Source organism: Streptomyces sp. NPDC058145 (assembly GCF_042884245.1).
Taxonomy (GTDB): Bacteria; Actinomycetota; Actinomycetes; order Streptomycetales; family Streptomycetaceae; genus Streptomyces.
On sequence record NZ_JBHVUH010000003.1, the window covers coordinates 205,873 to 220,081 of the forward strand.

The window sequence follows — 14,209 nt, forward strand, 5'->3', positions numbered from 1 at the left end:
CCTCAGAGTGATGCCGTCTTCAGGGTCCCTGGGCCCGGCCCGGTTGTCCCCATGCCCTGGATGTCCCGTTCGGCGGTGGTCAGCAGTTGCTTGGCGAGGTCGACCATCGCCCGGCCCGCCGCCAGTTCGTCACCGATCTCCGGCACGTTCGCGTCCGCCGGGTGGCAGTGCGCCGCCCCTTCACCGGTGAGCGCCGTGGTGCCGGTGTCCAGCACCACATGTGCCTTGGTCGTCCCCTCGTCGTCCTCGTAGAGGTGGAGTCGGACCTTCCACTCAGCCGTGTGCGACATCGCTTCTCTCCTCACCTGGATACCGGTCGGTGGGCAGCCGGCCGGAGCGGCCCGCGGACGGTGGGTCCCGCGTGGGGCGGGCGGGGGCCGGCGGCGGACCTCCGCTCCTCGATGCGCCGCCGGACATCGGCGGCGAGCGCGGCGAGCCGCCCGGACACCGTCGCGCGGGGCGCGACCGGGGCGCGGACACGGCGGGCGGCGGGCGGCAGCCCGTCCAGGTCCGCGGCGAAGCGCGCCCGGCCGTCGTCGAGTGTGGGCCGGCCGCCGGTGCGTCGCCCGCCGAGCATCACGGTCTCCAGCAGCGGGGTGCCGTCGCCGGGCGGCCGCTCGTCGGCGAGGGCGATCACATCGGCGTACCCGGGGCGGCGGAACACCTGCTTGGGGCCGGGCGCCGTCACCTTCGCCGACGACAGCTTCATCACCGGCCGGCCGTCGTACTCCACCATCTTGTAGGCGGAGTCGAGATACGGTGCGTCGGCCGAGACGCCGACCCGGGTGCCGACGGCGAAGACGTCGATCGGGGCCCGGGAGCGCATCAGGTCGTCCACGGCGTACTCGTCGAGTCCGCCGCTGGCGATGATCCGTACGTCCGGCAGGCCCGCGTCGTCCAGGAGGGCCCGGGCGCGTACGGCCAGGGCCCCGAGGTCACCGCTGTCCAGCCGTACGGCCGAGCCGGGTCCGCGGTCCAGGTCGCGCAGGACGCGTGCCGCGACGCGGACGCCGGCCTCGGTGTCGTAGGTGTCCACCAGCAAGGTCAGCGGGCCCGGGTGGGTCCGGGCGAAGGCGCGGAACGCCTCCTCCTCACCGGGGAACGCCTCCACGTAGGAGTGGGCCATGGTGCCCACGGCGGGTATGCCGGCGGCCGTGGCGGCGGCCACGTTGCTGGTCCCGGCGCAGCCGACCATCGCGCCGAGCCGGGCGGCCTGGAACCCGGCCTGCGGGCCGTGGGTGCGCCGCAGGGAGAAGTCCACGACCGGGCGTCCGTCCGACGCGAGCGCGCAGCGCGCCGCCTTCGAGGCGATCAGCGTCTGGTGACTGAGCCGGTTCAGCACGTACGTCTCGACGAGCTGTGCCTCGGGCAGTGGCGCGGTCACCTCCAGCAGGGGTTCGCCCGCGAGCACGATCCGCCCCTCCGGCACGGCCCGTACCCGGCCGGTGAACTCCAGTCCCAGCAGAGGCCGCAGTTCGTCCGGCGGCCGGTGCAGCGCGGCGGCGAAGTCCTCGACGTCCTCGGGGCCGACGTGCAGGCCGGAGAGGTACTCCAGGGCCGACTCGAGACCCGCGGCGACCAGGAAGCCGCGCTCCGGAGGCAGGTCGCGGACGAACAGGCTGAACGTCGCGGGGCCCGACATGCCCTCCCGCAGGTAGGACAGGGCCATCGTGACCTCGTACAGATCGGTGGTCGTCGCCTCCGACATCGGCGTCGCCTCCTCGGCTCCCCTCTGTCGTCCCACGATCGGACGGCGGCGGGCCTCGCTCACAGGGCCGAACGTCCCTGCCGTGCCGACGTCCGGCCCCGGCGGCCGGACAGCGGGGGCGGCTCCCGCCGGCCGGTCGTGGGCAGGTCCCCGGCCCTGGTCAGGTCCGGGGTACGACCGCGACCGGGCACGGCGCGTGGTGGAGCATCGCGTGGCTGATCAGGCCCAGTTGGAGGCCCGGGTGGCCGTGCCGCCGGGGAGCGCCGACGATCAGCAGGTCCGCGCCGGAGGCGGCATCGAGCAGTTCCCGGCGGGCCGGCCCCTCGATCACCCTGCGGGTCACCTGGACGTCGCCGTAACGCTCCGTCAGACCGCGCACGGCGTCGTCGAGCACCTGCGCGGGCGGGCGCCGGTGGGCCTCCAGGGCCCAAGAGGGGGCCTGTGCCGTGGCGTGCGCGTCGAGCGGCGCGGTCCAGGCGTGCACCACCACCAGCCCACAGCGCCGCACCTGGGCCTCGCGGAAGGCGAACGCGACCGCCGTGCCACTGCCCTCCCCGTTCTCGACGCCGACGACGACGCTGCCGAACCTGGTCTCCCGGTGTTCGGCGGCGCCGCGCACCACGACGACCGGGCACTCGGCCCGGGCCGCCACGGCCAGGCCGACGGACCCCAGGAGCATGGCGTCGAGGTCCCCGAGTCCCCTGGAACCGAGGACCAGCGCGAAGGCGTCGCGTCCCTCGCCGACCAGGGCGGTCGCCGGGTCGGCGTGCAGCACCTCGCTGGACAGCGGCACCGTGGGGGCGTACTGCCGGACACGCTCCGTGGCGGCGCCGATCAGGCCGGAGGCGGCCCGGTCCCCCGTCGTCACGTGCACCAGGTGCAGCGGCGCGCCGTGCCGGACCGCCTCACCGGCGGCCCAGTCCACCGCCGCCAGGCTCGCCTCGGAACCGTCGAGGCCGACCACCAGGGGAATCGTCACCGCCGTCGTCTCCTCTCGGGCCGGCCACGTCCGGCCCATGCGAGCCGGCGGACCCGGTCACCCGGGTCTCCAGCTTCTTACGGGACGGGTGCGGCCGCCACGCGACCGGCGACGGGGCCTGCCGGACCCCCGGCCGGGGCCCTACGGCCCTGGGAATCGCGGCCGAGACGCGGTGTCCTGGAGTTGAGCCGAGGGCCACAAGGAGACACGGTGAAGCGGAGCGAAACCGTGCACCGTGCAATCAGGGCCCGCGAGAAGCGGGCGGCCCCCGGCTCCACGCGTGCCGGGGGCAGTGCCGGGAGGAACACCCGGCTACCCGGAGGTGTGTCATGACGAACCCGGTCGTGGTCGGAGTGGACGGATCGCCGTCGAGCCTGGACGCGGTCGAGGTCGCGGCCCGTGAGGCGGGCCTACGGGGCGCGCAGCTGCGCCTGGTGCACGCCTTCGGCTGGCCGTCGATGCACCTGCCGCCCGGCGGGCCCCCGTGGAGTCCGGCGGCGGGGGTGCGCGAGATGGTGGACGGAACCCTGGTGAAGGCCGAACAGCGGGCCCGTGAGGCCGTACCGGAGCCGGCGGTCACCCGCGAAGTGGCCGTCGGCGAGCCGCTGATGGTGCTGGAGATCGAGTCGCACACCGCCTCGCTCGTCGTGGTCGGCAGCCGCGGGCTGGGCGGGTTCGGCGGCCTGCTGCTCGGCTCCACCGGCGTGCACCTGGCCGCGCACGGCCGCTGCCCGGTGCTGGTGGTGCGCGGCAGGCCCGATCCGGACGGTCCCGTGCTGCTGGCGTCCGACGGCTCACCGGCGGGCGAGGCGGCCGTCGGCTTCGCCTTCGCCGAGGCGTCGCTGCGTGGCGCGGACCTGCTGGCGCTACGGGTGTGGAACACCTGGAGCGAGGGCGCCGACGAACCCGCCCATCCGCTGGACGTGGTGGTGGAAGCCGAACGGCTCCAGGCCCTGGAGGAACGGTCCCTGGAGGAGAGTCTGCGCCCATGGCAGGAGCGTCATCCGGAGGTCGAGGTGGAGCGGCGCGTGGTGCGTTCCCGGGTGCGTCCGGCGCTGATCGAGGCCAGCGGCGAGGCGCGGCTGCTCGTCACCGGTGCCCGCGGCCGCGGCGGCTTCACGGGCCTGCTGCTCGGCTCGGTGAGCCAGGCCCTGCTGCACCACGCGCACTGTCCGGTCGCCGTGGTGCGGGGCACGGCGGGGGGTTGACCGCCGGCCCGGGCACGGCGGGGTTTCGCTCGCTGGTTCAGGCTCGGCGGAGTCCTGCCCGCCGGCGGGCACGGCAGAGTCCTCACCGCCGCCGGGTGCGACAGCGGCCTGACCAGTGGTCCGGGCACGGCAGAGTCCTTGACCGCCGGCGGGCGCGGCGGAGTCCTGACCCCTGGTCCGGGCACGGCAGGCCCGTTCGTCGGCCCGGGCACGGCAGCCCCAGGCGAGCGGGTGCGGGTGCGGATACGGGTCAGCGTCTGGCGGACCCCGGGGCGTCGCCGATGTCCTCGCGCAGGACGGCGAGCCGGCGGCGGTACTCCTCCTCGTCGATCTCGCCACGGGCGAAGCGCTCGGCGAGGACATGCTCGGCCGCGGAACCCATGGGCCGGGACCCGGTGGGAGCACCGCCCCCGCCCGACCGGGCCAGGGCGCGGTACAGCAGCACGCCGAGGGCGATGATCAGGGCCCAGAAGAGCAGCATGCCGACGGACATGGCGAACCAGCCCCACCCGGCATCGTGGTCGTACCAGAACATCACGGCGACTCACTTCCTGGAGGGCACCGGGACGAGCGCTCCGGTGCGCGGGGTCCGACCTGTCTGTGTCCACGGTCGCCAGCGCCGGGCGACGCGTCATGAGCCGATGAGGCCCGTTCGGAGGGCCGTTGGACCCTCATCGGGCCGCATGCCCGTCCCGGCCGCGCACCCGGGGCCGGTCGGCACTTTGCCGAGCTGAAGGCCGACCCGGGGGCGCCGGGGCTGGAGAGCCTGCTGGCGGAGGTGAACAAGCTCCAGCGGGTTCGGCGGCTGGAGTTGCCCGCGGACTTGTTCGCGGACGTGTCGGAGAAGCTGGTGGACGCGTGGCGGGCGCGGGCGTCGAAGAAGTACCCGGCGAACCTGGAGCGGATGAAGCCGCCCGGGCGCCTGACCCTGCTGGCCGCCCTGTGCCATGTGCGGCAGACGGAGATCACCGACTCGCTGGTGGACCTGTTCATCCAGCTCGTGCTGAAGATCAACACCCGGGCGGAGCGGAAGGTCGACAAGGAACTCAACGCCGAGCTGAAGAAGGTCCGGGGCAAGGAGGGCATGCTGCTGCGGGTCGCGGAGGCCGTGAATCCGTACGGGCGGTTCGAGCTGGACATGAACAGCCGCCTCGATCTGGACCTGTCCATCCGCGCGACGGTGCCCGGCCCCCGCACCCCGCAGGAGGAGGCAGCCGCAGCCCCGGCGTGACACCCCGGGCTCTGGTCCGTTCATACTCGGACCCCGACCCCAACAAGGTTGATGATGAGGACACCGAAGACTGATCAGGTCATGGCCGGATAGGGCGCCATGACTTGCCGGACGGGCCCCTGCGCGTGGTGCACGTAGCGGCACGGGATGCCCGCCTGGCTGTTGGGCGCGGCTGGCCGCCGGCTTCCGCCCGGACAGCCCAGCGCTCGGCGTACTACTTCCTCGGCGCGGGTGTGGCGGGCGCGATCCCTTGGGGCAGGACGGAGTCCTCGGTGGGTTGGTCGATGACGCCGAAAGGGCGGAGCCGGCGCAGTGCGAGGAGGCCGCCGATGCCGGGGATGACGGCAACGGCCTTGGTGGTGGTCGTGGCCGACGTCAGGCGCCAGGTCGCGATCACGACGAACAGGTAGGCACAGCCATGGGTGGGGCCCATCAAGGAGGAGATGGGCTTGAGGTGGGCGGTGGCGAGGTTGGCCAGCATGACGATCAACGAGATGAGTTCGACGTGCGCCGCGATGCGCAGGGGGCGAAGGTGCACGGTCACGCTCCCGTGGTGGAGCCGGGGCGGACGATCATCAGAACGGTGACGGTTGCCCACAGCAGGTTGAAGACGCCGGTGAGCATGGCAAGTCGGGCAGCGGGGTGAAGGGCGGGGCTGGGGCCGAATGCCTGCGCGGCGGTGAGGGCGTTGTCCTGGGCGGGCAGGATCAGCAGGCCCAGGATGGCGGCCGCTGCGGTGGTCAGGACGATCGAGGTGATCAGCCACCCGCTGCCGAGGACGCCGAGGGTGCTGGCCGTGGCGAACCCGAAGACGGGAACCGCGATGCCGATGCCGGCGTAGACGCGGCAGATGCGGTGCAAAGTTCGCAGGGCCGCGAGCGCCTCACAGTCATCCGGGGCGCTGTGGGCGCGACGCAGCGCTTTGGGGAACATGCTCGCGGCGACCGTGACCGGTCCTATGGCCAGTACCGCCGCCAGGACGTGCAGGGAGAGGAGAAGTTTCGTCATGCTCAGTCTTCCACGGCCGCCGGGACAGCACGGCGTCGGCCGGTGACCTTCGAGGCCGGAAGACGTCCGGCCTTGGACGTGCCGGTCAGAGTGTCGCCGTCAACCGTGACCGCGAAGGCCAGGTTCAGGCGCAGGGGCTTGGTGATGGCCTGCTTCCAGGTAATTCGGTCACCATCGAGGGTGATGTCGCTGAGCGGGACGTTCTCTCCCGCCCCGTGGGCTGCCCCCGTCAGGACACCGTCCTGCCGGGCAAATTCGACCACGGCTTCGATCCTGCCGATTGGGGTGGAGATGGACAGGTCCCAGACGCCTTCTGCGGCCATGGTGCTGTTCTTCCTTACACGTGCGGTGCGGTTGAAGTGCGGGGCGGCATGTGTGGTCAGAGGCCGGCGGGCACGGGGCCTTCGTGGCGCCAGACGGTGCCGCGGCGCTCATGGGCGAATAGTTCTTCGACAGCGTGGGCGATCTGGGGGCCTACCATGCGCTCCAGCAGGTACAGGCCCAGGTCGAGGCCGGAGGTGACCCCGGCCCCGGTGACGAGGTCACCGTCGTCGACGACGCGGGCGCTGACCGCGTGGACGCCGGTGGCGTCGAGCATGTCCAGGCCCATGTGGTGGGTGGTGGCGTAGCGGCCCTCCAGTAGGCCGGCCATGGCCAGGACGAGCGAGCCGCCGCACACCGCGCTGAGCGTCACCTCGGGGTTGTCCCTAGCTGCCTTCAGCAGTGTGGGCAGCTCGGTCGTCAGGGCGCGGCCCAGCAGTACGGGGATGAATTCGTCCTGCTGCCATTCCCCGGCCGCCGCGTCGTGGTCGGGAACCTCGCCGGGCTCTCCCACGCGGCCCGAGGCGCCGGGGACCAGGATCAGGCCCGCGCGTGCGGGGTCCAGTGCGGCAGTGGCGCGCAGTACCAGGCCCCCGGTGCCGCTGGCCACGTCACGCGGTCCTTCCGCGGAGACCAGTTCCACACTCACCGCGCCGCCGGAGGCGGTGCCGCCGGCGTACAGCACTTCGTAGGGAGCGACGACATCGAGCGGATCGAAGCCGTCGAACAGGATGATCTGGGCATGCATGGAGAAGTTCCTTCGCGGGCGGTCGGCATCCGGCCCATGCCGGAGTCGCTCCCGACGCTAACCGGCCGCCAGCCCGCCCCCCAGTGGCATTAGTGACACCTTCCAACGGAATATAGCCAGGACTGTAGGCAAGGCTCTGAACTGCCTAAACCGCAAAACTCAAGACACTGAGACCGAGGCATGGCCACCGAAGGGCAGGTATCTTCTCGCCATGCACGCCATTGCCGTCCTCGCCTTGGACCAGGTGATCCCCTTCGATCTGTCCACGCCGATCGAGGTCTTCTCCCGCACCCGCCTCCCGGACGGACGCCCCGGCTACCAGATCCGCGTCTGCGCCGAACGTCCGGAGATCGATGCCGGTGTCTTCACCGTGCGCGTGCCCTGGGGACTGGAAGGTCTCAGAGCCGCGGACACGATCATCGTTCCCGGTATCGCCGACCCCGCGGCCCCGCTCGCTCCCGCCGTCCGCGACGCGCTGCGCGCAGCCGCCGCGAACGGCACGCGCATAGCCTCCATCTGCTCGGGCACGTTCCCCCTGGCCGCCACCGGGCTCCTCGACGGCCTGCGTGCCACCACCCACTGGACCGCGGCCGACCTCCTGGCCGCAGGGCACCCGGACATCGAGGTGGACCCGGACGTCCTGTACGTCGACAACGGCCAGATTCTCACCTCCGCCGGCGCCGCCGCGGGCCTGGACCTATGCCTGCACATGATCCGCCGTGACTACGGCTCAGCCGTCGCCGCCGACGCCGCCCGGCTGTCCGTCATGCCCCTGGAACGCGAGGGCGGACAAGCACAGTTCATCGTCCACAATCACGCGCCCGCCCCTCAGGGATCGACACTCGAGCCGCTGCTGGCCTGGTTGCAGGACAACCTGGGCTCCGATCTCACCCTCGCCGATATCGCCGCCCACGCCGGAACAAGTACCCGGACCCTGATACGGCGCTTCCGCGAACAGACCGGCACCACCCCGCTCCAGTGGCTCCACCGCGCACGCATCCGCCAGGCCCAGCATCTCCTGGAGACCACCCGCCATTCCGTCGAACGCATCGGCGCCCAGGTCGGATTCGGCTCGCCCACCGCTTTCCGCGACCGGTTCAAGAAGACCACCGGCGTCAGCCCGCAGACCTACCGCCGTGCCTTTAGCTGACACAGCCCATCGCGCCGCTCCCACAAACGACCCTTTCCCGGAGCAAGGTCGGAAAGGGTCGACGGAAGCGGTCCGGAGCACGGATTCACTGTTCATAACTCGTTCTCACTCAAAAGTGGAACCGGGCATGTTCTGGGAAATATTTGTGACAGTCTCCGGGGTCATGACGGACCCTCAAACCACACTCGGATCCGACGCGGACGACGTCGAGCGCCACCCCTGCCCACGCTGTGACGCTCAGCCAGGCTCACCCTGCCGCTCGCGCTCCGGCGCGGTCGCCGGCACCTATCACACAGGCCGCTTCACAAAGGTGCCCCGGCTCGCGAAACTCCTGCGCGTGCCCACCCCCGCCAACCGCTGCCCCGGCCAGCCGTGGCGGCCCGGCACCCCCGCTCCCGCGCCCATCGACGCGGATACCCCAACCGCAGACATCCGCATCGGGTACGCGAGGTGCTCCAGCCTCACCCAGGAACTCCAGTCGCAGCTCGACGCGCTTGCCGGACACGGCATCCCGCGGGACAAGATCTTCGCCGAGAAGATCAGCACCCGGGTCCGGGTCCGCCCGCAGTTCGAGGCCGCGCTCACCGCCGCCCGGGAGATCAAGGCCCACGCCCCGCACTGCCGGGTGATCTTCACGGTATACGAGATGAAGCGGCTGGGGCGTGACGCCGCAGAGCTGACCGCGCTCGCCGATCACCTCACCGCGCACGGCCTGGTGCTGGAGATGCTCGCCGGCCCCCTCCAAGGGATGTACGACCCCAGCGGGCCTGGCCGTCTCCTGTTCGGGTTCTTCGCCGCGATGGCCGAGACCGAGCGTGAGAACATCCGGGAGGCCACCCTCGAAGGGTTGGACGCCGCCGCACGCAAGGGCAACCACGGAGGTCGGCCCCCGGTCATCACTGACGACATGCTGCACACCGTGCTCCGCCGCCGCACGAACGGCGAGACCGTCGAGGACATCCAGCCCGACCTGCTCATCCCCACGGGCAAGCGCAAGGGACGGAACCCCAGCCTCTCCAGCATCTACCGGGCACTCGCCGAGCACGAGAAAGCCCAGGCGTACCCCGAGGCCGTCAAGACGGCGCACGCCGACTTCGCCGCCCTCCAACAGCGCGACCGCACCCTCAAGTAGTTACTCGGCGCTACACGCCACCTGGCGGTAGCTATACGAGAACAGGGCCTGTACCGGCGGCGCGAGCACATCCCGGACGACCTGGGGACCGCGGTCACCGTGCAGCGCATGGTGTTCGGCAACCTGGGACCGGACTCCGGCAGCGGTGTCGCCTTCACCCGTGATCCGGCCACCGGCCGCCCCGGCCTGTACGGCGACTACCTGTCGAACGCCCAGGGCGAGGACGTCGTCTCCGGTGTCCGCGACGCCGTGCCGCTGGCGGAACTCGAGCGGCTGGACCCGCGTTCGTACCGCCGCCTGCGCGATCACGCGCGGACCCTGGAGCGGCACTACCGCGACCTGTGCGACATCGAGTTCACCATCGAGCGCGGCACCCTGTGGATGCTGCGGACCCGGGTGGGCAAGCGCACCGCCGGGGCCGCGTTCGCCATCGCCGCCGAGCTGGTGGAGGAGGGGCTCATCACGGCCGACGAGGGCCTGGCCCGGGTCGGCGGCGACGGGCTGGCGCGGCTGATGTTCCCCCGCTTCGACACCACCACCGCCGGCACCCCGCTCACCCACGGCGTGCCCGCCTCGCCGGGCGCCGCGGTGGGCGCGGCCGTGTTCGACTCCGCGGAGGCCGTACGGCGGGCCGCGTCCGGCGAGCGGGTGGTGCTCGTGCGGGAGGAGACCACACCGGACGACCTGCCCGGCATGGTCGCCGCGCAGGCGGTGCTCACCGGCCGGGGCGGCAAGACCAGCCATGCGGCCGTCGTCGCCCGCGGCATGGGCAAGGTGTGCGTCTGCGGCGCGCAGGACATCAACGTCCACACCGGGGCACGGCGCTTCACCACCCGGGCCGGCACCGTCGTCGAGGAGGGCACCGTCGTCTCGGTGGACGGCTCCAGCGGTGACGTGTAGACGGGCCGGCCCTCTTCGGGTCCGCCCGTCCGGTGCGGTGCGGTTCCCGTCCGGTGCGGTGCGGTGGGGTTGGGATGCCGTCCGGTGCGGTTGGGATGCCGTCCGGTGCGGTTGGGTTCCCGTCAGGTTCGATCGGTTCAGGAGGCTTCGGGTACGACGGCGACCGGGCAGGCCGCGTGGTGCAGGACGCCGTGGACGACCCGGCCGAGGTGAAGCCCGAAGGGGCCGTGCCGGTGCCGGGCGCCGACGACGAGCAGGCCGGCCTCGTGGGATGCGGCGACCAGGACGTCCCGGGCGTGACCCTCGACGGCTCGGCGGGTCACCTCGAGACCGGCCGGAGCGTCCGCAAGGGCCTCCTCCAGCGCCTCGGCGGCCCGCTGCTCCTCGAAGTGGGCGGGCTCGCCGGCGAGCAGCGGATGCCCGGTGGTCGCGTGCGCGGGGTGCCGCCACGCCCGTACGGCCTCCAGGGGCACCCGGCGCAGCACCGCCTCCTCGGCCGCGAACCGCGCGGCGGCCGAGACCGTCGGCTTCTCACCGACGCCGAGGACGATGGGGCCGCGCGGCGCCGAGCCGGCCCGGTTGTCGTGGCTGCCGCGCAGCACGATCACCGGGCAGTGCGCCCTCCCGGCCACCGTGAGGCTCACGGAGCCCAGGAGCGTCTCGGTCACGCCGCCGCGGCCGCGGCAGCCCAGCACCACGGCAAGGGCGGTACGGCTCTCCCGTACCAGCCCGTACTCCGGTTCCTCGGGCAGCACGTCGGTGCCGACCGCGACTTCGGGACGCCGGCGCTGGGCACGCAGCCGGGCGGTGCCGACCACGTCCTGCGCCATGACCTCCTCCTTCGGTCTGTCCAGCTCCTGGGCGAGCAGGGCGCCCTCGTACCGGTCCCAGAGCGAGGCGTACACCAGCCGCAGCGGCGCGCCGCGCTGGGCGGCCTCGTCGGCCGCCCAGTCGACGGCCCGCAGGCTCGGCCCGGATCCGTCGATGCCGACGACGATCGGAAGGTCCATCGGGCTCTCCTTCACTCGAGGGTCAGGTGTGCGGGACGACGGCCACGGGGGCCTCGACGTGGTGCAGCACGGCGTGGGTGACGTGGCCGATGCGGGCACCGAGGGGGCCGGTGCGGACTCGGCGGCCGACGACGACCAGGGCGGCGTCGCGGGCGGCGCCCACGAGGACCCGCGCGGCGCTGCCGCACCGGCTCGCCTCGATCACCTGGACGTCCGGGAACTTCTGCCGCCAGGGACGCAGCAGCTCGGTCAGAACGGTGGCCTGCCCGCGCGCGTGCGAGGCGTGCGCTCCGGCGTCGCCCTGGACGGGGTGCACGGAGCCGTGCGGCTCGTTCCAGCCGTGCACGACCCGCAGGGCGGTGTCCCGGCACGCGGCGGTGTCGAAGGCGAACTCCAGCAGCGTGTCGTCCGGCGCGCCGGTGTCGAGGCCGAGGACGACGGGCCGGAAGGGCGCGCCGGCCGACGGTACGCCCGACGGGTCCGGCCGGTGCTCGTCGGCTGCCTGCTCACCCGCCCTGACCAGTACCACCGGACGCTCGGCGCGGGCGATGACGGCCAGGCTGACCGATCCGAGCAGGAACCCGCCGACCGTGCCGAGCCCGTGCGAGCCCAGCGCCATCAGCTCGGCGGCGTCCGCCGCCTCGGTCAGGGCCTCGGCCGGGTTGGCGGTGAACTGGTCGGTGACCACCTCGACGCCCGGGTGGCGCAGCCGGATGCCCTCGGCGGCCTCGCGCGGGATGCCGCCGGTGCCTTCGGCGGGGCCGGGCTCGCGGACGTTGACGATCTTCAGCGGCAGCCGGCGCAGCAGGGCTTCGCGGGCCGCCCATTCGACGGCGGCCCGGCTCTCGGGCGAGCCGTCGAGGCCCGCGGTGATGATTCGGGTCATGGTCTCCACCTACGGGGTCGGGGGGTACGAATCGGACGAGGGGCGGTTCGGGTCGAGGGGCCGGTTCGGATGTCCTGGCGTTGGGGCCGCGCGGCTCGGGCGGCGGGCGCCGTCGGCCGGGGGCCGCTGGTGCCGTCGATGCCGCTGCGGACCTGGCCGGTGTGGGCACCCGTCGGCGGACTGGCCGGGTCGGTGCGCGTTCGCCGGGTCCGCGGGTCCCGTCCGGCCGGTGGGCAGGGGTCCTGCCGCGGGACCGGTGGGCTCCGCGTCCGGCGTCCGGTGCCCGTGACCGGGCGCGGTGTCAGTCCGCGCGAAGGAGGTTCTTCACCTCGACCACGTCGGCGATCCGCTCGACCTCGGCCAGCAGCCGGGCCCCGGTCGCCTGTGACACCTGCCCCGCCAGCTCGACGATGCCGTCGTGGACGGTCACGTCCACGACCCCGCGGTCGTGCGGGGAGCAGACGGCCCGGATTCTGGTCTCCACCTCCGCCCGGATTCCGGCGTCGTCCCTGATCAGGGTCTGCAGCAGGGCGTCCCGGCCCACGGCACCGACCAGCCGGCCCTCGTGGTCGGCGACCGGCAGCCGCTTCAGCCGGGACAGCGCGGCGAGCCAGGCGGCCTCGGCGACGGTGGTGCCCGGCAGCACGGTGATCGCGGGGCTGGTCATCAGGTCGGCCGCCGTCTCGCCCCGGGCCTTGCCGTGCAGGCGCCGTTCCCGGAGCCTGCCGATGGGTCCGGGCCGGTGGCCGGAGGCCTCGAACGCCACCTTGGCCAGCAGATCCGACTCCGAGACGACGCCCAGCACACGGTCCTCCGCGTCCACGACCGGGAGCGCGCCGACCTGTTCGCGCGCGAGCAGCCGGGCGATCTCCCGGTAGGGCAGGTCGTCCCGCAGGGACGCGGCGGGCACGTCCATCACGTCCCGCACCAGCGCCGGGCCGGCGCCGTGCTCCGGCGCGGACGGCCGCGTGGGCGGTGCGGCCCGGGAGGCCGGCTGGGAGGTCTCGCTCGGCGGGAGCTCCTCGGTGCCGACGTGCCGGGCCGCGGCGGCGGCAACGGCGCCCAGGTACCGGACGAGCATGTCCTGCCGGGCGCTCTCACCGGGGCTCCAGGGACGGCCGGGCTGGCTCCGCCGGGCCTCCGCCCCCGTGGAGAAGTTCTCGTGCCTGTTCACGGTGGCCTCCGCGCTCCGTCGGGTTGCCTGTTGTCCCAGTGTCACCGCGCTCCTGTGCTCGCCGCCTAGAGCCGAACGGCCCTGGTGGAGCGGCGTGACGGCCCTATCCGGTGCGGGCCGGGGCGGGGACGGTGACACTGGAGGAGCAGCCGACCGGCAGGAGGCCGGGAGATGAGCCTGCGGGATTTCCTGGAGCGGTTCCGTCCCACCGGTACACCGGGAGCGGCCGCCGTCGGCGTGCCCGCCGACCGGGCGGCGGAGCGGGCCACGGAACTGGAACCCGCGCTGGCCCGGCTGACGGACGTTCAGCAGGAGGCCGCGCGGATTCGCGTGGCGGCGGACGAGGCCGCCGAGGCCCTGCGGCGGGACGCCGCGCGGGAGGCGGAGCGGGTCGTGGCGGACGCGCGGGAGCGGGCGCCCGAGGTACGGCGGCGAGCCGCGGCGCCCGTCCTCGAGGACGCGCGGCGGGAGGCCGACGACGTGCGCGCCGCCGGTGAACGGGCCGCCGAGGAGGTCCGCGAGCGGGCCCGTGAGCGCATGCCCGGGCTGGTGGACCGGACCGTGGCCGACGCCCTGCGTCCGGCGACCGGGGCCGGCGGAACGCCATGAGCGCCGCACGGGTCGCCGGAACGGTCCGGGCCCGGGCCCTCGCCGAACGGTGCGCGGGCACCGCCGGGGCGCGGGAGCTCGCGGCCGGCACCGGCCTCGACGAAGCCCTGCGGCAGCCGGCCGGAACGCCGCACCGGAAGCCCGC

Annotated in this window: 16 protein-coding genes and 1 pseudogene; 6 read left to right on the top strand and 11 right to left on the bottom strand. The window is 73.5% G+C overall.

The window, feature by feature from the left end; translation table 11 throughout:
- Nucleotides 1-2: 2 nt before the first annotated feature.
- The 3 genes from ACFVVO_RS07785 to ACFVVO_RS07795 form a co-directional block, all read right to left on the bottom strand.
- Nucleotides 3-290, bottom strand: a complete 288-nt coding sequence (locus ACFVVO_RS07785) for a DUF1876 domain-containing protein (protein WP_390052674.1) — start codon at nt 288-290, stop codon at nt 3-5.
- Nucleotides 291-301: 11 nt separating this feature from the next.
- Complete coding sequence (locus ACFVVO_RS07790; RefSeq protein WP_390052675.1) at nt 302-1,708, bottom strand: nicotinate phosphoribosyltransferase; 1,407 nt, start codon at nt 1,706-1,708, stop codon at nt 302-304.
- Between the two features lie 160 nt (nt 1,709-1,868).
- On the bottom strand, nt 1,869-2,687 hold the full coding sequence (locus tag ACFVVO_RS07795) for a universal stress protein (RefSeq protein WP_390052677.1): 819 nt from the start codon (nt 2,685-2,687) through the stop codon (nt 1,869-1,871).
- 329 nt (nt 2,688-3,016) lie between these two features.
- On the opposite strand from ACFVVO_RS07795, the gene ACFVVO_RS07800 reads away from it, so the two are divergent.
- A complete protein-coding gene (locus ACFVVO_RS07800) occupies nt 3,017-3,895 on the top strand; it encodes a universal stress protein (RefSeq protein WP_390052678.1) in 879 nt (292 codons plus the stop codon).
- A gap of 250 nt (nt 3,896-4,145) precedes the next feature.
- On the opposite strand, the gene ACFVVO_RS07805 is transcribed toward ACFVVO_RS07800, so the two are convergent.
- Nucleotides 4,146-4,430, bottom strand: a complete 285-nt coding sequence (locus ACFVVO_RS07805; RefSeq protein WP_390052680.1) for an SHOCT domain-containing protein — start codon at nt 4,428-4,430, stop codon at nt 4,146-4,148.
- Nucleotides 4,431-4,673: 243 nt separating this feature from the next.
- Between ACFVVO_RS07805 and ACFVVO_RS07810 the strand changes: the two genes are divergently transcribed.
- Nucleotides 4,674-5,126 carry a hypothetical protein gene (locus ACFVVO_RS07810; RefSeq protein ID WP_390052681.1) on the top strand — a complete coding sequence of 151 codons (453 nt, stop codon included), beginning with the start codon at nt 4,674-4,676 and terminating at the stop codon, nt 5,124-5,126.
- Nucleotides 5,127-5,340: 214 nt separating this feature from the next.
- Here the strand turns inward: ACFVVO_RS07810 and ACFVVO_RS07815 are convergent, their stop codons facing one another.
- The 4 genes from ACFVVO_RS07815 to ACFVVO_RS07830 are packed head-to-tail and all read right to left on the bottom strand — an operon-like array spanning nt 5,341 to nt 7,203.
- Nucleotides 5,341-5,664, bottom strand: a complete 324-nt coding sequence (locus ACFVVO_RS07815) for a hypothetical protein (RefSeq protein WP_390052683.1) — start codon at nt 5,662-5,664, stop codon at nt 5,341-5,343.
- Nucleotides 5,665-5,666: 2 nt separating this feature from the next.
- Nucleotides 5,667-6,134, bottom strand: coding sequence for a DUF2269 family protein (locus ACFVVO_RS07820; RefSeq protein ID WP_390052685.1), 468 nt, complete (start codon nt 6,132-6,134; stop codon nt 5,667-5,669).
- A gap of 2 nt (nt 6,135-6,136) precedes the next feature.
- Nucleotides 6,137-6,457: a hypothetical protein gene (locus ACFVVO_RS07825; RefSeq protein ID WP_390052687.1), complete on the bottom strand. Its 321-nt coding sequence runs from the start codon at nt 6,455-6,457 to the stop codon at nt 6,137-6,139.
- A 56-nt stretch (nt 6,458-6,513) separates the two neighbouring features.
- Complete coding sequence (locus ACFVVO_RS07830) at nt 6,514-7,203, bottom strand: DJ-1/PfpI family protein (protein ID WP_390052689.1); 690 nt, start codon at nt 7,201-7,203, stop codon at nt 6,514-6,516.
- Nucleotides 7,204-7,414: 211 nt separating this feature from the next.
- Between ACFVVO_RS07830 and ACFVVO_RS07835 the strand changes: the two genes are divergently transcribed.
- The 3 genes and pseudogenes from ACFVVO_RS07835 to ACFVVO_RS07845 form a co-directional block, all read left to right on the top strand.
- On the top strand, nt 7,415-8,353 hold the full coding sequence (locus tag ACFVVO_RS07835; RefSeq protein WP_390052691.1) for a GlxA family transcriptional regulator: 939 nt from the start codon (nt 7,415-7,417) through the stop codon (nt 8,351-8,353).
- Nucleotides 8,354-8,690: 337 nt separating this feature from the next.
- Nucleotides 8,691-9,485 carry a recombinase family protein gene (locus ACFVVO_RS07840; RefSeq protein WP_390052693.1) on the top strand — a complete coding sequence of 265 codons (795 nt, stop codon included), beginning with the start codon at nt 8,691-8,693 and terminating at the stop codon, nt 9,483-9,485.
- 48 nt (nt 9,486-9,533) lie between these two features.
- A pseudogene (locus ACFVVO_RS07845) lies at nt 9,534-10,638 on the top strand (PEP-utilizing enzyme); the annotation flags it as partial.
- On the opposite strand, the gene ACFVVO_RS07850 reads toward ACFVVO_RS07845, so the two are convergent.
- The 3 genes from ACFVVO_RS07850 to ACFVVO_RS07860 all read right to left on the bottom strand — a co-directional run bounded on the left by ACFVVO_RS07850 (nt 10,523) and on the right by ACFVVO_RS07860 (nt 13,455).
- Nucleotides 10,523-11,395 (bottom strand): universal stress protein, encoded by an 873-nt coding sequence (locus ACFVVO_RS07850; protein ID WP_390052694.1) that lies wholly within the window; start codon nt 11,393-11,395, stop codon nt 10,523-10,525. The pseudogene ACFVVO_RS07845 and the gene ACFVVO_RS07850 sit on opposite strands and share 116 nt — an antisense overlap.
- 22 nt (nt 11,396-11,417) lie before the next feature.
- Nucleotides 11,418-12,281, bottom strand: coding sequence for a universal stress protein (locus tag ACFVVO_RS07855; protein ID WP_390052696.1), 864 nt, complete (start codon nt 12,279-12,281; stop codon nt 11,418-11,420).
- Nucleotides 12,282-12,582: 301 nt separating this feature from the next.
- A complete protein-coding gene (locus ACFVVO_RS07860; protein WP_390052698.1) occupies nt 12,583-13,455 on the bottom strand; it encodes a CBS domain-containing protein in 873 nt (290 codons plus the stop codon).
- Nucleotides 13,456-13,626: 171 nt separating this feature from the next.
- Here ACFVVO_RS07860 and ACFVVO_RS07865 point away from each other — a divergent pair, with 171 nt between their 5' ends.
- Nucleotides 13,627-14,064: a hypothetical protein gene (locus tag ACFVVO_RS07865; RefSeq protein ID WP_390052699.1), complete on the top strand. Its 438-nt coding sequence runs from the start codon at nt 13,627-13,629 to the stop codon at nt 14,062-14,064.
- The last annotated feature ends 145 nt before the right edge of the window (nt 14,065-14,209 follow it).